Source organism: Terrabacter sp. Root85, assembly GCF_001429185.1.
Lineage (GTDB): Bacteria > Actinomycetota > Actinomycetes > Actinomycetales > Dermatophilaceae > Terrabacter.
This window is the reverse complement of the sequence record NZ_LMIW01000011.1, coordinates 52,576-69,956: the sequence shown is the minus strand read 5'-3', so window position 1 is coordinate 69,956 and position 17,381 is coordinate 52,576. Positions and strand designations below refer to the sequence as shown.

Annotated in this window: 15 protein-coding genes; 4 read left to right on the top strand and 11 right to left on the bottom strand. The window is 72.4% G+C overall.

The features are described 5' to 3' along the window. Positions 1–395: 395 nt before the first annotated feature. Entirely contained in the window at positions 396–1,001 is a 606-nt protein-coding gene (locus tag ASE25_RS16600) for a TetR/AcrR family transcriptional regulator (protein ID WP_020144953.1), read from the top strand. A 134-nt stretch (positions 1,002–1,135) separates the two neighbouring features. On the opposite strand, the gene ASE25_RS16595 is transcribed toward ASE25_RS16600, so the two are convergent. Beyond that, entirely contained in the window at positions 1,136–2,926 is a 1,791-nt protein-coding gene (locus ASE25_RS16595; RefSeq protein ID WP_056826722.1) for a sigma-70 family RNA polymerase sigma factor, read from the bottom strand. 583 nt (positions 2,927–3,509) lie between these two features. On the opposite strand from ASE25_RS16595, the gene ASE25_RS16590 reads away from it, so the two are divergent. Then, positions 3,510–4,991, top strand: coding sequence for a cryptochrome/photolyase family protein (locus tag ASE25_RS16590; RefSeq protein WP_056826721.1), 1,482 nt, complete (start codon positions 3,510–3,512; stop codon positions 4,989–4,991). Positions 4,992–5,003: 12 nt separating this feature from the next. Here ASE25_RS16590 and ASE25_RS16585 read toward each other — a convergent pair whose 3' ends face one another. Further along, positions 5,004–5,894, bottom strand: coding sequence for a methyltransferase domain-containing protein (locus ASE25_RS16585; RefSeq protein WP_056826720.1), 891 nt, complete (start codon positions 5,892–5,894; stop codon positions 5,004–5,006). Positions 5,895–5,949: 55 nt separating this feature from the next. Between ASE25_RS16585 and ASE25_RS16580 the strand changes: the two genes are divergently transcribed. Next, positions 5,950–6,492, top strand: coding sequence for a MarR family winged helix-turn-helix transcriptional regulator (locus ASE25_RS16580; protein WP_056826719.1), 543 nt, complete (start codon positions 5,950–5,952; stop codon positions 6,490–6,492). 13 nt (positions 6,493–6,505) lie between these two features. Here the strand turns inward: ASE25_RS16580 and ASE25_RS16575 are convergent, their stop codons facing one another. From ASE25_RS16575 to metG, 7 genes are all read right to left on the bottom strand, one after another. After that, on the bottom strand, positions 6,506–6,868 hold the full coding sequence (locus tag ASE25_RS16575) for a VOC family protein (RefSeq protein ID WP_056826718.1): 363 nt from the start codon (positions 6,866–6,868) through the stop codon (positions 6,506–6,508). A gap of 62 nt (positions 6,869–6,930) precedes the next feature. Then, positions 6,931–8,802, bottom strand: a complete 1,872-nt coding sequence (locus ASE25_RS16570) for an ABC-F family ATP-binding cassette domain-containing protein (RefSeq protein WP_056826717.1) — start codon at positions 8,800–8,802, stop codon at positions 6,931–6,933. A 145-nt stretch (positions 8,803–8,947) separates the two neighbouring features. Further along, a complete protein-coding gene (locus tag ASE25_RS16565) occupies positions 8,948–9,892 on the bottom strand; it encodes a 4-(cytidine 5'-diphospho)-2-C-methyl-D-erythritol kinase (protein ID WP_056826716.1) in 945 nt (314 codons plus the stop codon). A 30-nt stretch (positions 9,893–9,922) separates the two neighbouring features. Continuing rightward, entirely contained in the window at positions 9,923–10,846 is a 924-nt protein-coding gene (gene rsmA / locus ASE25_RS16560; RefSeq protein ID WP_056826715.1) for a 16S rRNA (adenine(1518)-N(6)/adenine(1519)-N(6))-dimethyltransferase RsmA, read from the bottom strand. Between the two features lie 148 nt (positions 10,847–10,994). Beyond that, positions 10,995–12,161, bottom strand: coding sequence for a resuscitation-promoting factor (locus ASE25_RS23720; RefSeq protein WP_056826714.1), 1,167 nt, complete (start codon positions 12,159–12,161; stop codon positions 10,995–10,997). A gap of 185 nt (positions 12,162–12,346) precedes the next feature. Then, the gene (locus ASE25_RS16550; RefSeq protein ID WP_056826713.1) at positions 12,347–13,228 is read right to left on the bottom strand and encodes a TatD family hydrolase; all 882 of its coding nucleotides are present in this window, start codon (positions 13,226–13,228) and stop codon (positions 12,347–12,349) included. Beyond that, the gene (metG, locus tag ASE25_RS16545) at positions 13,225–15,156 is read right to left on the bottom strand and encodes a methionine--tRNA ligase (protein WP_056826712.1); all 1,932 of its coding nucleotides are present in this window, start codon (positions 15,154–15,156) and stop codon (positions 13,225–13,227) included. The genes ASE25_RS16550 and metG overlap by 4 nt, the downstream gene beginning before the upstream one ends. Before the next feature lie 132 nt (positions 15,157–15,288). On the opposite strand from metG, the gene ASE25_RS16540 reads away from it, so the two are divergent. Then, the gene (locus ASE25_RS16540) at positions 15,289–15,720 is read left to right on the top strand and encodes an SRPBCC domain-containing protein (protein ID WP_056826711.1); all 432 of its coding nucleotides are present in this window, start codon (positions 15,289–15,291) and stop codon (positions 15,718–15,720) included. Positions 15,721–15,819: 99 nt separating this feature from the next. Here the strand turns inward: ASE25_RS16540 and ASE25_RS16535 are convergent, their stop codons facing one another. Both ASE25_RS16535 and rsmI read right to left on the bottom strand, forming a co-directional pair. Continuing rightward, complete coding sequence (locus tag ASE25_RS16535) at positions 15,820–16,245, bottom strand: OsmC family protein (RefSeq protein WP_056777946.1); 426 nt, start codon at positions 16,243–16,245, stop codon at positions 15,820–15,822. Positions 16,246–16,376: 131 nt separating this feature from the next. After that, on the bottom strand, positions 16,377–17,207 hold the full coding sequence (gene rsmI, locus ASE25_RS16530; RefSeq protein ID WP_056777943.1) for a 16S rRNA (cytidine(1402)-2'-O)-methyltransferase: 831 nt from the start codon (positions 17,205–17,207) through the stop codon (positions 16,377–16,379). Between the last annotated feature and the right edge of the window lie 174 nt (positions 17,208–17,381).

Here is a 17,381-nt window from a genome sequence, read left to right as displayed (position 1 = left end):
GGTGTCGGACCGTGGTCCCATCGTGTGTGCTGACACTCTGCGGCACCTTTCGCGGATGTGCCTCACCAGTGTGCGCCACGACGGCCGCCCGGTGGGGGTCTTTGCCGAAGTGTCGTCGGGCATGACGGTGAGGTCGATCCGCGCCCGCCCCTTTCGCGTCGAGATCGACCTCACCGGCGGTCTCGCCCGGACCGTGTCCCCACACGGCGCCACGCGCGAACCGCCTCCTCCCTACCAATGACATAGACGTGTCGAGGGGCCGTTTCATGACGGGATTCGGCAAGAAAGTCGGGTCCGGCCTCGTCCGTCGCGGCCGACGAGACCCGGACAGGCACAATGGCGGCGTGACCGCCGACCGCTCAGACCGCGCCGACCGCTCCCGCCCTCGCGCCCGGATGACCGGCCCGGAACGCCGCGAGCAGCTCATCGCCGTCGGACGCAAGCTCTTCGCCGACAAGGGTTTCGAGGCCACGACGGTCGAGGAGGTCGCTGCCAAGGCGAGCGTCTCCAAGCCGGTCGTCTACGAGCACTTCGGCGGCAAGGAGGGCCTCTACGCCGTCGTCGTGGACCGTGAGATCCAGGCACTGATGGGCGGCATCAGCACGGCGCTCGAGGAGCCGGAAGGCGCGCGGGTCCTGCTCGAGCGGGCCACGCTCGCCCTGCTCGACTACATCGAGAGAGACCCGTCGGGCTTCCGCATCCTCGTGCGGGACTCGCCGCCGGGCCAGTCGACCGGGTCGTTCGCGAGCGTCCTCGGTGACGTCGCGGTGCAGGTCGAGCACCTGCTCGCCGCCGAGTTCAAGCAGCGCGGCCTCGACCCCAGGTCGGCACCGATCCACGCGCAGATGCTCGTCGGGATGGTGGCCCTCACGGGGCAGTGGTGGCTCGACCGGCGCAAGTTCAAGAAGGACCAGGTCGCCGCGCACCTGGTCAACCTCGCTTGGAACGGGCTCTCGGGCCTCGACCGCACGCCGCGGCTCGTCACGGTCCCCCACCGCTGACCAACCCACCTCGAGTGAGCGCCCCGTCCCACACGAGTGAGCGCCCTGGCCCACTCGTCCCACCCCTCCTGTGACGGATGGGACGACGGGCTCACTCGACTGTGGTCGGGCGCTCACTCGAGGAGGGGGTGGGGTCAGGTGGGGCGGAGGGTCTCGGTCCAGGTGTCGCCGGCGGCGTCGGTGACGCGCACGACGACAGCCTGGGTCGCTCCGGTGCCGGACTGCTCGAGCAGGGCCTGGCCCCGCTCCCCCGCGCACCGCACCGCGGACGTGCTCGTCTGGGCGCACGTCCAGCTGGAGTTGCGCACGGAGAGCGTCCCGGCGCCCGACGCGTTGCTGATGCGTACCGTCATCGAGCCCTCGACCTGGGAGCGCACGCGTACGGAGATCCGCGCCGGGTCGCGTCCGGACACGAGGCGGACCGTGATGGTGGGCGCGACGCCACCCGGCTGGGGCGCCGGGGGCGTCGTGGTCGGCGCCGGGGGTGTCGGGCTGGGGGACGGAGGTCTCGTCGTCGGCGGGGCGGGCGGCGTGGTGGCCGGAGGCGTCGTCGGCCGTCCGGTGGCCGTGCCCGTCGGGGGCGCCGGAGTCGCTGGGGTCGCGCCACCGCTCTCGGCCGACGTCCCGCCTCGAGGGACCGTGGTGCCGCCGACCGTCGAGGGCGTGCTGCCCGGGTCACGCGCCACGTCGCCCGACGACGTCGACGTCCGAGTCGCCGCCGACGGGATGGGCGAGGCGCTGATGGTCCGGGTGGGCAGGCCGGTCGGGGAGATCGGCAGTGAGCTGCCGACGGCTCGTGGGGAAGCACTCGGGACGGCGCCGGCGCCGCTTCCCGCGCCGGCCCCGGGTGCGGCGCTCAAGGCCGTCGCACTCGGAACCGGGGAGGCCGTCGCCGAGGGCGCCGCGAGCGAGGCACCGGGCAGTGCCAGCGCCCCCGCGACCCCGGCCGAGACGGCGAGCCCGGCCACGAGACCGGTGACCCGGCTCGCCACCTGGGCGACGGCATCGGCCCCCGACCCGGCGGATGAAGAGGAGGAGGGCGACGGCGCAGGCTGAGCCGCACCCCCCGCGCCCGGGGCGGGCCCCCCCGCGCCGCCGGTGAACCCGGCGAAGCCCGCCGCTCCGGCGCCACCGGGGAGGCCGACGACGGCGGGCACACTGACGAAGCCAGGCGTGCCGAGACCGGCCAGCAGCGCGAGCGGGACGATGAGCGCCGGGAACCCGTCGTGGATGACCCTCAGGTCGGCCGCGATGGTCGCTGCGTGCGGGCACTCGGCGACGTGCGCCTCGGCGCGCTCGGTCTGCCGCTTGGGCAGGCGCCCGCGGACGAGCGCCCCGAGGTGGGTCACGGTCCAGCGGCACTCGTCGGTGTCAGCGGCGGCGAGGCCGCGCTCGGCCCGGGCGTCCAGGTAGAGCGCCCGGAGCGACTCGCGGGCCCGCATGGCGCGAACGCTGACGGCGTTGGCGGTCATGCCGAGGGCCGGCGCGACGGCGCGCGGCGCGGCGCCCTCGACCGTGGTGTGCCACAGCACGCGCTGGTCGCGCTCGGAGAGCCCGGCGAAGGCCTCCCGGACGAGGGCGAGCCCCTCGTCGTCGGTCGCGAGGCCCTCGAAGGGGTCGTCGGCCGGATCGGCGAGAACCTCGAGGTCGTCGGCCTCGGTCGGCACGACCCGCAGGTCGCGGCGGCCCTGGTCGATGGCGACGGACCGCACGGCGGAGAGGAAGTAGGCCCGGAAGTGCTCGTCGGGTCCCTTGCCCGCGCGGATCAGCGCGAGGACGCGCGCGGCGGCCTCGGCGACGATGTCCTCCGGGGCCGAGCGGCCACGGTGACGTCCCGCGACGGCATACGCAGCCGGCAGGTGGCGACGCCACAGCTCACCGAACGCCTCGGCCGAGCCTTCTCGGGTCCGGACGAGGAGGGACACGTCAGGGGCCGAGGCCCATGCCTCGCTCGACCACAAGGTCGCGTCTGCCGACAACCCTTTCGCCCTTCTACTGCCCCGGTGCGGGTCAGTCTGCCAAGCAGCGGGGCGGGCGTCGAGTCGGAGCGCGGGCGTGTGCGAGATCAGGACGAAACAGTCCGGATCGGGCCCTGCGGTGGCACCCCCTTCGGGGTCTGCCTCGACGCGCGGTGGGCAGGTTTCGTCCTTCCGAATGATCCCCTCCACGAAACCACGCGGAAGGACGAAACCTGGCGGCACCACCGAAGACAAACCCGTAGGGGTCACTCCCTCCCCTGACCAAGCGGGAGACCCCTGCGGTGCCGTCATCTGTATGACGTGCCGGGACCCATTTCATGACACGGTTTGCCGAAATGGGTCGAAATGCCGGAAATTGACCCAGACTTTCTCCTCGAGCGAGACGGCTGGCCTCGACGAGACCGGGGCCTTAACCCGGCGAGACCGGCGGTTTACCCGGCGACCCGGCGCCCTCCCCGCCCGTGCGCAGGCCCCCCGCTGTCGCCGGCCTCGGCCATGATGAGGCCGTGCACCTGACGACGCCCACCCGATGACGAGGCGCTGGCTCTTCGCCGACCAGCTCGGCCCGCACTTCGACGTGGGCCGCGGAGGCGTCCTGCTCGTCGAGAGCGGTCGGGCGCTGGGGCGACGACCGTTCCACCGTCAGAAGCTGCACCTCGTGCTCTCGGCGCTGCGCCACCGAGCCGCCGAGCTCGGTGACTCCGCCGTGCTCCTGCGCACCGACACCTACACCGAGGCGTTGCGCGAGATGGGCGAGCCGGTGCGGGTCCACGAGCCGACGTCGTATGCCGCCGAGCGCCTCGTGCGCCGCCTGCTCGCCACGGGGATGGTCGAGTCCGTCGACCCGACGCCTGGCTACAGCCTGTCGCGCGAGGACTTCGCCCGGTGGGCCGACGGGCGGCGACGGCTGCGGATGGAGGACTTCTACCGCTTCCAGCGGCAGCGGCTCGACCTGCTCGTCGAGGGCGACCGCCCCGTCGGCGGACGGTGGTCGTTCGACGAGGACAACCGCGAGCCCCCGCCCAAGGGAGCCGAGCGGCTCGATGTGCCCGCGCCCTACCAGCCGCGCGAGGACGACATCGACGCCGAGGTGCGCGACGACCTCGACCGCTGGACGCGCGAGGGCCACGTCCGACCCACCGGCGTCGACGGGCCACGCCTCTTCGCCGTGACCCGTCGCGAGGCCCTGGCGGCCCTCGAACGGTTCGTCACGCACCGACTCGGGGCCTTCGGTCCGCACGAGGACGCGATGCTCCGCGGCGACTGGGCCATGGCGCACAGCCTCCTGTCCGTGCCACTCAACCTCGGGCTGCTCGACCCGGTCGAGGTCGCCGACCGCGCCGTGCAGGCCTACCGCGACGGCGACGCACCTCTCGCGTCGGTCGAGGGCTTCGTGCGCCAGGTCATCGGCTGGCGTGAGTACGTCTGGCACCTCTACTGGCACTTCGGCCCGACCTACCGCCGCCGCAACGCCCTGCAGGCGCGGTCGCCACTGCCGGACTGGTTCGACCGGCTCGACGCCGACGCCGTCGAGGCCGCCTGCCTGCAGGACGCGGTGGCGGGCGTGCGCGACCGCGGCTGGGTGCACCACATCCCGCGCCTCATGGTGCTCGGCAACTGGGCGGCGCAGCGCGGCTACGACCCCGACACGCTGACCGAGTGGTTCCAGACGCGGTTCGTCGACGGCTACGACTGGGTCATGCCGGCCAACGTCGTCGGGATGAGCCAGCACGCCGACGGCGGAGCGATGGCGACGAAGCCCTACGTCTCGGGCGGCGCCTACATCAACCGGATGAGCGACTACTGCGGCGGCTGTCGCTACGACCCCAGGAAGCGGGTCGGCGACGACGCCTGCCCCTTCACCGCCGGCTACTGGGCCTACCTCGACCGCAACGCCGAACGTCTCGAGGGCAACCACCGGATGGCCCGACCCTTGCAGCAGCGCCGGCGCCTGGCCGACCTCACGGAGGTCGTCGCGCAGGAGCGGCACCGCGGTGACGGAGCGCCCTGAGGCGAGATCGCGTCAGCGCGGGGTGCGGGCCACGGCGAACGTCCGCGTGAAGGGGAAGAGCACGCCGAACGCGCGACGGGGGTATGCCGTCTCGAGCTCGCGCTCGTAGTCCGTGACGAAGGCGTCTCGCTCGTCGCCGTCGAGGACGCCGAGCACCGGGCGCAGGCCGGTGCCCCGCACCCACTCGAGCACCGGGTGCGGACTGTCGGGTTCGGCGGTGAGCACGTGCTGGTACGTCGTCTGCCACACGTCGACGTCGGCGGCGCGGTCGAGCAGGAGGGCGGCATAGGTCTCCGGGCGGGCCACGGCCTGGGCCCGGTCGAGGCCCGGGCGCAGGTCGTCGGCGCGGGGGTGGTGCGCGGCGACCTCGCGCATGAGCCGGTGCGACGGCGCGTCGAAGTTCGCGGGGACCTGCATGGCGAACGTGCCTCCGGGCGCGAGGCTCTCGAGCCACGAGGGGATGAGGCACAGGTGGCTCGGGACCCACTGGAGCGTGGCGTTCGTGACGAGGACGTCGACCGACCCGCCGGACTCGGTGGGGTCCCAGTCCTCGGCGCTCGCCTCGACCCACTCGACGCGGCCGTCGGCGTCGAGGGCCCGGGCGCGCTCGAGCATCTCGGGAGAGCTGTCGACGCCGATGATCCGTGCGCCGGGCCAGCGGTGGGCGAGCCCGAGCGTCAGCTCGCCGGGCCCGCAGCCGAGGTCGACGACGAGCGCGGGGTCGTCGGCGTCGACGCGCGCCAGCAGGTCGGCGAAGGGGCGGCCGCGGTGGCCGGCGAAGACGGCATACTGCCGCGGGTCCCAGGCGGAGTCGGCCGAGCGAGCGGCAGCGCCCGGGGCGACGGGACGGTCGGGGCCAGGCTCGGCTGCATCAGCCGCAGGCGGGGGCGTGGGCTCGGTCATGTCGTCTCGCTTTCTTTCGATGTCAAGAGTCTTGACGGCGACTACAGTTGGGGGCATGAGCGCCGACCGCAGGCCCGCCGACGATGTCGACGAGATCGTCGCGGCCTGGCGCCGGGAGCGCCCCGACCTCGACGTGTCGCCGCTCGAGGTGCTCTCGCGGGTGTCGCGGCTCGCACGCCGGCTCGACCTCGCCCGCGGCTCGGCGTTCTCCGAACACCTGCTCGACGGGTGGGCGTTCGACGTGCTGTCGGCGCTGCGCCGGGCCGGCGAGCCCTACGAGCTGTCGCCCGGCCAGCTCGTGCAGCAGACCCTCGTCACGTCGGGGACGATGACCAACCGCGTCGACCGACTCGAGCGCAGCGGCTTCGTCGAGCGGCGTCCCGACCCCGGTGACCGGCGCGGCGTGCTCGTGCGCCTGACCCCGGCGGGTCGCGACGTCGTCGACTCGGCGATGGCCGACCTCATCGAGCAGGAGAAGTCGCTGCTCTCGGAGCTGTCGGCGACCGACCGGACCCAGCTGGCCGGGCTGCTGCGGCGGATGCTGGCCCCGCTCGAGACCCGGGAGACCCGCGAGACGCGTCGCGACTCGCACGGCTGAGGTCCTCACCCGGTCACCGCTGCGCCTGCTGGAACTCCAGCCGGTTGCCGACGGGGTCGGTGGTGTGGAAGCGGCGCAGGCCCGGGATGTTCTCGTCCCACGTCACCGGCGCCCCCGCCTGCCCGACGACGAGCGCGAGGGCGGCGACGTCACCGACCGCGATGCCGGGGTGGGCCTTGCGCGCCGGGACGAAGCCCTCCTCGATGCCGACGTGGACCTCGGCGGAGCCGGCCCGGAACCACGTGCCGCCGCGGGCCCGGAGCCGCTCGGGCTTGTCGACCTCGGTCATCCCGAGGACGCCGACGTAGAAGTCGCGCATGGCGTCCTCGCAGCCCGCCGGACCGGACACCTGGACGTGGTGCAGGAACATCTCCATGCCCCTAAAGTATCTTGACATCAAGATACTTTCAAGAGCCCGGCGACCCGGGCTCCGGACAGTCAGCCGACGACCTCCGCGGCCTCGAGCCACTCGAGCTCGAGGTCCTCGCGCTCGGTGACGACGGCCTGCAGCTTCGCGTTGAGGTCGGCGAGGGCCGCAGGGTCGGTGGCCTTCTCGGCCATGTCGCCGTGCAGGCGCTCCTCACGGTCCTGCAACCGCGAGAGCTGCTTCTCGATGCGCGCCATCGACTTGCGCGCCTCGCGCACCTCGGCCGGGCTCGCGGTCGCCGCAGCCTGAGCAGGTATGCCGTCCGGCGAGCTCGATGGGGCAGCCGCGCCACTGCTCGGGGCCGAGGGCGCGGCCGCGCGTGCGACCTGGGCCGCGATGTCCGCCGTGCGCAACCGGAGGTACTCCTCGACGCCGCCCGGCAGCTCGCGCACCTTGCCGTCCCCGAGCAGGGCCAGCTGCTTGTCGGCCACCCGTTCGAGCAGGTAGCGGTCGTGCGAGACGACGACGAGGGTGCCGGCCCAGCCGTCGAGGACGTCCTCGAGCGAGGTCAGTGTCTCGATGTCGAGGTCGTTGGTCGGTTCGTCGAGGATGAGCACGTTGGGCTCCGTGAGCAGCAGGCGGGTCAGCTGGAGCCGGCGTCGCTCGCCACCGCTGAGGTCGCCGACCCGCGCCTGCTGGCGACCGCCGGGGAAGCCGAGACGCGTCGCGAGCTGGCTCGCACTGATCTCCTTGTCGCCGAGAGTCGTCCACTGCTTGACGTCCTCGATGGCCTCGATGACCCGCCACTGCTCGAAGCGCTCGAGCTCGCGCACCTCCTGCGTGAGGTGGGCGATGGCGACGGTCTTGCCGATCTTGCGGCGGCCGGCGTCGAGCGGGATCTCACCCGTCAGCGCGCGCAGGAGGGTCGACTTGCCGGCGCCGTTGACCCCGACGATGCCGATGCGCTCCCCCGGCGCGAGCCGCCACGTCACGTGGTCGAGGAGGCGGCGCTCGTGCGGCGGCTCGCCCACGGACACCGTGGCGTCCTCGAGGTCGAGCACGTCCTTGCCGAGGCGTCGGCTCGCGAACGACGCGAGCTCGACGCTGTTGCGCGGGGCGGGCTCGTCGGCGATGAGCGCGTTGGCCGCGTCGATGCGGAACTTCGGCTTGCTCGTGCGCGCGGGCGCCCCGCGGCGCAGCCACGCGAGCTCCTTGCGCATGAGGTTGGAGCGGCGGTCGGCGACGACCCCGGCGAGGCGGTCGCGCTCGGCCTTGGCGAGGACGTACGCGGCATACCCTCCCTCGAAGGCGCTGACCTTGCCACCCTCGACCTCCCACGTGTTCGTCGCGTAGGCGTCGAGGAACCAGCGGTCGTGGGTGATCGCGACGGTCGCATTGCCGGGTCGGGGTCGTTTCGTCGCGAGGTGGTCCGCGAGCCACGCGACGCCCTCGACGTCGAGGTGGTTGGTCGGCTCGTCGAGCAGGAGCAGCTCGGGGTCCGAGACGAGCAGGCGGGCCAGCGCGAGCCGGCGACGCTCGCCACCGGACTTCGGGCCGACGCGGCTGTCGAGGCCACCGACGTTCTGCGCCTCGATGCCGCCGAGCAGGCCCGTCAGGACGTCGCGGATGCGGGGGTCGCCGGCCCAGACGTGCTCGGGCAGGTCGCCGAGCACCGCTTCGCGGATCGTCCACCCGGGGTCGAGCGCGTCCTCCTGGGCGAGCATGCCGATGCGGATGCCATCGGCGCCGCCCTGCTTGGTGATGCGGCCCGAGTCGGCCTCCTGCAAGCCGGCCATGACGCGCAACAGGGTCGACTTGCCACCGCCGTTGACGCCGACGACGCCGATGCGGTCGCCCGTGAGGACACCGAGGCTGACGTCGTCGAGGACGTGGGACGTGCCGAAGACGAGCGACACGCGCTCGAGGGAGATCAGGTTTGCCATCGCTGACTGACCCTACGGCCTGCGCGGGCGGCCGCCGAATCCCGCTCAGCGATGCCGGTCACGCGCAGCGTCGCCGGTCCCGCTCAGGGGTGCCGCAGCGCTCCGGCGTCGGTGAGCCGGCAGCCCACCGTCGAGCCCCCGCGGCTCAGTCGGCGTGGCGAGGCGTCGCCACGACGTGGGCGCCGTGGACCGGGCCCTTGGCGCGTCGCAGGTCGCGGCAGAGGTCGGAGGCCGCGAGCGACACCGACAGGTCGAGCGAGGCCTCGTGGCTCTCGGTGAGGAAGGCGACGGTCGGGCCCGAGCCCGACACGATGCCGCCGAGCGCGCCGAACTCGACGCCCGCGTCACGCAGCTCGCGCAGCTGGGGGCGGAGCGAGAAGGCGGCCGGCTCGAGGTCGTTGTGCAGGGCCGCGCCGAGCAGGGCCGGGTCACCCGAGCGCAGGGCGGCCATGAGCCCGGAGCTGACCTGCGGCTCGGGCACGTCGATGCCGTCTCGTTCGCGCAGGCGGTCGCACTCGGCATACACCTCCGGGGTCGACAGTCCGGTGTCGCTGATGGCGAAGACCCAGTGGAAGGTGCCGCGGGCCAGCACCGGCGCGAGCTGCTCGCCGCGGCCCGAGCCCATGGCGTTGCCGCCGGAGAGGATGAACGGCACGTCGCTGCCGAGGGTGGCCGCGAGCTCGGCGAGCTCGTCGCGGTCGAGGCCGAGGCCCCACAGCTGGTCGCACGCCACGAGGGTGGCGGCCGCGTCGGCGGACCCGCCGGCCATGCCCCCCGCGACCGGGATGTCCTTGTCGATGCGGATCGAGAGGCGCTCGTCGACGTCCCAGCGGTCGGCGACGAGACGGGCGGCACGGACGGCGAGGTTGGCTCCGTCGGTGGGGATGCGGTCGGCATACGCTCCCGCGGCGACGACCTGCCACTCGTCCCAGCGCGCGACGGAGACCTCGTCGTGCAGCGAGACCGCCTGGTAGACGGTCGCGAGCGCGTGGAAGCCGTCAGCGCGCCGGGGACCGACGCGCAGCTCGAGGTTGACCTTGGCCGGGACCCGCACGGTCACCGCGCCGGGCAGGGTCGGAGCGACAGTCATGCGCCCACCCTATGGGCCGACTCGTCGGCGTCAGGACGTATGGCCCCGACGGCGTGCGCGCGGCTCGGCGGGACGCACGCCCTCCGGTCGGGCCTCCGCGATGCGCGCGAAGGTCAGGATGTCGAGCTGTTCGCCGCGGGTGCGCGGGTCGACCCCGGCCGTGACGAGCGCCTGCTCGGCGGCGTCTGCGGACCCCGCCCAGGACGCGAGCGCCCCACGCAGGGACTTGCGTCGCTGGAGGAACGCTGCGTCGATGCAGCGGAAGACGTCCTCGCGGCTCGCGGTCGTCTTCGGCGGCTTGCGCCGGCGCAGCGCGACGAGGCCCGAGTCGACGTTGGGCGCCGGCCAGAAGACGTTGCGCCCGACCCGCCCGGCCAGCTCGACGTCGGCGTACCACGCGGCCTTGAGGCTCGGGACGCCGTAGATCTTGCTGCCCGGCTTGGCCGCGAGCCGCTCGGCGACCTCGAGCTGCACCATGACGAGGACGCGCTCGATCGTCGGGAAGTGCTGCAGGAAGGAGAGCACGACGGGGACCGAGATGTTGTAGGGCAGGTTGGCGACGAGCGCGGTGGGGTCGGGGCCGGGGAGCTTCGTGATCGTCAGCGCGTCGGCCGCGACGAGGCGCAGCTTGTCGGCGTTCTCCGGCTGGAGCGAGCGGACGGTCTCCTCGAGCGCCCCCGCGAGCCGCGGGTCGACCTCGACGGCCGTGACGTGCTTGACGACCGGGAGGAGCGCGAGGGTGAGCGAGCCGAGCCCGGGGCCGACCTCGACGACGACGTCGTGCGGTCCCACGCCGGCCACCCGGACGATCTTGCGCACCGTGTTGGCGTCGACGACGAAGTTCTGGCCCCACTGCTTCGTCGGCCGCACCTCGAGACGCTCGGCGAGCTCACGCACCTGTGCCGGCCCGAGGAGCGCGGCATCGTCGACGGCCGGCGCGTCCTTCTTGCTCATGCGCTCACCCTATGGGGCCGTGCCCGATGGCGTATGCCGCCGGGCGGGTGTCACGGCCCCGCTCGCTCGCGCGCCCGTCGACGAACGGACGAGGCCCCCGACCGTGACGGTCGGGGGCCTCTCGTGCAGGGCAACGCCTGGCGTCAGGTCAGGCCTTGCACTGCCACTGCGACGTGCCGTTGTCGGCGTAGACGCGGTTGGCCACGGTGATCTGCTGCTCGCGCGAGGCGAGGTCGGCGCGGGAGGCGAAGTCGCCACCGCCGTAGGCGAGCCACGTGGAGGTGAGGAACTGCAGGCCTCCGTAGTAGCCGTTGCCGGTGTTGATGTGCCAGTTACCGGTCGACTCGCACTGGGCGATGCTGTCCCACATGGCCGCGCGGGCCAGGTTGATGCCCGCACCCGAGGTGGAGCCACCGGTGCTGCCGGTGCTGCCGGTGCTGCCGGTGCTGCCGGTGCTCGTCGTGCGCGGGGCAGCGGCCGGGCGGCCCTTGGAGCCGACGAGCAAGATGCGGTCGACGGGCGCCTTGGTCACCTTCGAGGAGATCTCCTTGGTGGAGACGACCTTGCCGTCGACGACGGTGGTGCGGACCGTGACGGTGCGCACGCCGGCGACACCGGCACGCGAGACCTTGGTCTGGTCGGCGTAGAGGTCGCTCGTCTTCTTCTTCGTCGTGCCGAAGGCGATGGACTCGTTGACCTTCTTGTCCTTGGTCTGCACGCGCTGGACGGCGATCTTGGCACCCGAGGTGAGGCGGGTCGTGACCGGCGGGTTGACCTTGTCGGCCTTGCCGACACGGACGCCGAGCTGCGTCAGCGCCTCGCCGACGGTTGCCGCGGCGATCGTCTTCTTCGTCGTCTTGCCGTCGACCACGACCGTGACGGCCTTGGGAGTGACGATGCTGACGGTCAGGCCCTGGCGACCGATGGTCTGCGAACGGGAGACCGACAGGCGGGCACCCTCACCGCGGAGGCCGAGCGCGAGGAGCGCTCCGTCGACCGTGGTCTCGGTCGTGCGCAGCTGACGCGTCTTGCCGTCGACCGTGAGGGTCAGCAGGCGGGCGTACTTGACGGTGATCGTGTCGCCGTCGCTGATGGGGGCGTCCGCGGCAGGGACGACGACGTCGCCCGGCTTGACCGCGATCCCCTGGCTGTCGAGGACGTCGCCGACCGTGCTGCCGAAGACGTGGGCCGAGCTGGCCGTGCCGTCCACGGAGAGGTTGACGGCCTTGTCGAGCTGGGTCGCGCCGACGGCGCCACCGGTGAGGACGACGGCCGCGCCAGCGGCGGCCAGGATCTTGGCGTTGCGAGAAATCAAAACACTCCGAACGTCGAACGACCCGGGTGCAACGCGCTCTCGATCCGTCCTCCTCACGTCGTCGGAAGGAGGTCGATGCGGGGTGGCAACCGGCCAACAGTCGTCCACAGTGACCGACACACCACGGAAAGGTCAAATTTCGGTAACGGAGACCGGTGTCGGTGGACGCGACGTTCTGCAGTGCGCTAGGCGGTTTGCCCGCTTCGCTCCGCACCCCACGGGCCGTAGACCCGCTCGCTGTTCTCCGAGACCGCTCGACACAGCGCGGGGACGTCGATGTTGAGCACCGCGGCCATCGCCCGGACCGTCACGGGCACGAGGAACGAGGCGTTCGTGGCACCCCGGTGCGGGGCCGGAGCGAGGTAGGGCGCGTCGGTCTCGACGAGGATCCGGTCGAGCGGGATCGCGGTCAGCGCATCACGCAGGCCGCGCGCGTTCTTGAAGGTCACGGTGCCCGCGAAGCTGAGGTAGTAGCCCCGGTCGACGCACTCGCGCGCCATCGTCAGGTCGCCGGAGAAACAGTGCAGCACCGTGTGCTCGGGCGCCCCCTCCTCCCCGAGGATCCGGAGCACGTCGGCATGGGCGTCGCGGTCGTGGATCTGCAGGGCCTTGCCGAGCCGCTTGGCGAGGTCGATGTGCCAGCGGAAGCCGTCCTGCTGCACCGGCACCCCCTCGGGGCCGGTGCGGAAGTAGTCGAGACCGGTCTCACCGATGACGCGGATGCGGTCGTGGGCCGCGCAGCGCTCCACCTCGGCGTACGCCTCCTCGAGCCGACCGTCCGCCGCGAGGCGTGGAACCTCGTTGGGGTGCAAGGCGATTCCGCCGACCAGCTCGTCATGGGCGTCGATGGCGTCCATGGTGAAGCGGATCCCGTCGAGATCGCACCCGACCTGGACGAGACGGGTCACACCGACGGCGCGGGCGGCCTTGATCGCGTCGGCGACGTCGAACGGCTCGTCACCCTCGCGCGTGATGTCGAGGTGGACGTGGTTGTCGACGACGTCGATGGGCAGCGGGTCCGGCGCCGTCTCCGGCAGGCCCCGCTGCCCCGACGCGTGCGAGGTCATGCGGTCGGTGCCGCGTCGGCGACGGTGGCGCTCCCGGTGGCGCTCCCGGCACCCCGACGGGCGCCCTTCGGCGCACTCATCTTCGGCGCCGCGAGCGGGTCGGTGTGGTGCCGCGTGCCGCCCGGCGCGCTGTCGCCGAGGCGGGCGCGCTCGTCCTCGACGACCTGCTCGGCGTCGAGCTTGACGAAGACGCCGGACGGCTTGGCGACGGGCGTCCCGACGACGACCGGACGCGACTCCCACCGGGGCGTCGCGGAGTACTCGCCGGTGATGACCGGGTAGCTCCGGGCGTCGTCGTCGAGGTCGGCGACGACCTCCAGACGAGGCATCGGCATGAACTCGCCCTCGCCGCCGAGGACGGCGTGGACGCGGTTCGCCGCGTGGGGCAGGAAGGGTGAGATCAGCGTATTGATATCTGAGACGGCCTGGGCCAGCGTGTGCAGCACCGTCGAGAGGCGCTCGCGCTCGTCGTCGCCCTTGAGCTTGAACGGCTCGGTCTTCGAGACGTACGCGTTGGCCTCCCCCACGACCCGCATGACCTCGGCGAGGGCGGCCTTCTGCCGGTGCCGCTCGAGGGAGGCACCGACGGTCGCGAACGCGCCCCGCACCGTGGCCAGCAGCTCCTCGTCGACGGGCTCGACGGCATACGCCCTCGGGATCTCGCCGAAGCTCTTGGCGATCATCGCGGCCGTGCGGTTGACGAGGTTGCCCCAGCCGGCGACGAGCTCGCTGTTGTTGCGCTGGACGAACTCGGCCCAGGAGAAGTCGGCGTCCTGGTTCTCGGGGCCGGCGGCGCAGATGAAGTAGCGGATCGGGTCTGGGCCGTAGCGCACGACGATGTCCTGGACGTAGATGACGTGCTTGCGGCTCGTCGAGAACTGCTTGCCCTCGAGGGTGAGGAACTCGGAGGCCACGACCTCGGTGGGCAGGTTGAGCACGCCGTACTCCCCCGGCTCGCCGCCCTTGTCACCTCTGCCGGCGTAGCCGAGCAGCTCGGCCGGCCAGATCTGGCTGTGGAAGGTGATGTTGTCCTTGCCCTGGAAGTAGTAGGACACGGCCGACGGGTCGTTCCACCACTCGCGCCACCGCTCCGGGGCGCCGACGCGGCGGGCCCACTCGATCGACGCCGAGAGGTAGCCGATGACGGCGTCGAACCAGACGTAGAGGCGCTTGCTCGGGTTGTCCTCCCAGCCCTCGAGCGGAACGGGGATGCCCCAGTCGATGTCACGGGTCATCGCGCGGGGGCGGACGTCCTTGAGGAGGTTCTCGGAGAACTTGATGACGTTGGGCCGCCACGTGCCCGACGCCTCACGGCCCGCGAGCCACTCGCCGAGCGCACCGGCGAGGGCCGGCAGGTCGAGGAAGAAGTGCTGCGTCTCGATGAACTCGGGCGTCTCACCGTTGATCTTGCTGCGCGGGTTGATCAGCTCGTCGGCGTCGAGCTGGTTGCCGCAGTTGTCGCACTGGTCGCCGCGGGCCTCGGGGAAGGAGCAGATCGGGCACGTGCCCTCGATGTAGCGGTCGGGCAGCGTGCGGCCCGTCGACGGGCTGATGGCGCCGCGCGTCGTCTGCTCGATCATGTAGCCGTTGGCGTGGACCTGACGGAACATCTCCTGCACGACGGCGTAGTGGTTGCGCGTCGTCGTGCGGGTGAAGAGGTCGTAGGACAGGCCGAGGTCGGCGAGGTCCTGGGCGATGACGGCGTTGTACTTGTCGACGAGCTCCTGCGGCGTCAGCCCCTCCTCCTCGGCGAGGACGAGGATCGGCGTGCCGTGCTCGTCGGTGCCGGAGACCATGAGGACGTCGTGCCCGGCCATCCGCATGTACCTGCTGAAGACGTCGGAGGGCACGCCGAAACCGGCCACGTGGCCGATGTGGCGCGGGCCGTTGGTGTACGGCCAGGCGACGGCAGACAGGACATGGCTCATGGCGAGCAATCCTAGGCGGGCCCCGCGCGGCGCCGCGCGGGAGTATGCCGTCGGCCCCGTCGCCCGCTCCGGCGCGGTCGCGCTGGCGGCTTCCTTCTGGCGCGAGACGCCCTCCTGCGGTACGACAGAGGCATGACTGGACACATCGCACAGGCAGAGGTCATCGTCGACGCACCGCCGCGTGCCGTCTGGGGCGCCCTGACGGAGCCGGACCGGGTGAGGTCGTGGATGGCCGGCACCACCCTCACCACCGACTGGCAGGTGGGCAGTCCGATCACCTGGCAGGGCGAGATGGAGGGCAAGCCCTACGAGGACAAGGGCGAGGTGCTCGAGGTCGAGGAGGGCCACCGTCTCTCGATGACGCACTACAGCCCGCTCATGGGCCGGGAGGACCGGCCCGAGAACTACCACACCGTCACCTACACGCTGACCCCGACGAGGGACGGCCGCACCACGCTGGCGCTCGAGCAGGACGGCAACGACTCGCAGGAGCAGGCCGACCAGTTCTCGCAGAGCTGGCAGGGCATGCTCGAGGCGCTGAAGTCGACCGTCGAGTCGGACTGAGGGCTCCGCGCCTTTACGAGCGGCCCTGACCCACAACGGAATCGGCGCCGACCCGGAGGGGTCGGCGCCGATGGCGTGCGGGGCCGCAGCGGCGCGGGCTCAGCCGAGGCGGGCCTCGAGCGAGATCGGCACGGCCTTGAGCGCCTGGCTCACCGGGCAGTTGGCCTTGGCGTCCTCGGCGGCGGCCTGGAAGTCCTCGGCCGAGATGCCGGGCACGTCACCGACGACGCTGATCACGATCTCGGTGATGCCCGTGCCGGGGACGAACGTGACGTTGGCGGTCGTGTCGAGCGTCGTCGGGGGCGTGCCGGCCTGCGCGAGACCGTTCGACAGCGCCATCGAGTAGCACGAGGAGTGCGCGGCGGCGATGAGCTCCTCGGGGCTCGTCCTGCCGTTCGACGACTCCGCCCGCGAGGGCCAGTTGACGTCGTAGGTGCCGATGCCCGAGCTCTCGAGGCTGACCTGGCCGGAGCCCTCGAAGAGCGAGCCCTCCCAGTGCGTGCTGGCGGTGCGAGTGGTGCCCATGCCTTGCTCCTTCGCTGTGCTGTCGACTCGGCCGGACGGTCGCCGGCCTCCGAAGAGGGAACGAGAGCAGCCTTGCCCGCTGTTCCCCGGGAGGCAAGGGGTTCGCCTGTCGAGACGGCCCGGCGGGGCGGTCAGCGAGCGGCGAGCGACGCGTCGTAGAGCGCCTTCTTGGACAGCCCCGTGCGCGCCGCGACGTCGGCGGCGACGTCCTTGAGCCGCTCCCCCTCCTTCACCCGCGTGCGGATGCCGGCCACGGCCTCCTCGAGGGAGGGCACCACCCGCTCGGCACCGGCCACGACGACGGTGATCTCGCCCTTGACGCCGCCCTCGGCCCACGCGACGAGCTCGTCGAGCGTGCCGCGTCGGACCTCCTCGTACGTCTTCGTCAGCTCGCGGCACACGGCGGCCCGCCGGTCGGGACCGAAGGCGTCGCGCATCGCGGCGAGCGTCTCCGGGAGCCGGTGCGGCGCCTCGAAGAAGACGATGGTGCGCCGCTCGTCGGCGACCTCGGCGAGGACCTTGGCCTTCTCGCCCGGCTTGCGCGGGAGGAAGCCGTCGAAGCAGAAGCGGTCGACCGGGAGGCCCGAGACCGCCAGCGCCATGAGGACCGCGCTCGGTCCGGGGACGCACGTGACGCGTACGCCCGCGTCGACCGCAGCGGCGACGAGACGGTAGCCGGGGTCGGAGACGGACGGCATACCGGCGTCGGTGACCACGACGACGCGCTCGCCGGCGACGAGCCGGGCGACGAGGTCGGGCGTCCGGGCGGCCTCGTTGTGCTCGTGGTAGCTGACGACCGACCCGGTCGGGGTCACGGCGAGGTCGGTGAGCAGGCGGCGCAGACGACGGGTGTCCTCGGCCGCGACGACGTCTGCGGTGGCGAGCTCCTGCCCCAGTCGGGGGGCCGCGTCCCGTGGGTCGCCGATCGGGGTGGCCGCGAGGACGAGGGTGCCGGTGGTCATGCCGTCATCCTCGCAGGGCACCGACGCGCCCCGTCACGACCGCGCGTCACCACAACCCGCCAGGTGGCGGCTCGTCGAGGTCACGAGCCGCGGACGACCCCGACAACCGTCCACGTGGTGGACTTCGGTGTCCACGAGATGGTCCCCATCGTGGACTCGAAACGCCGACGAAAC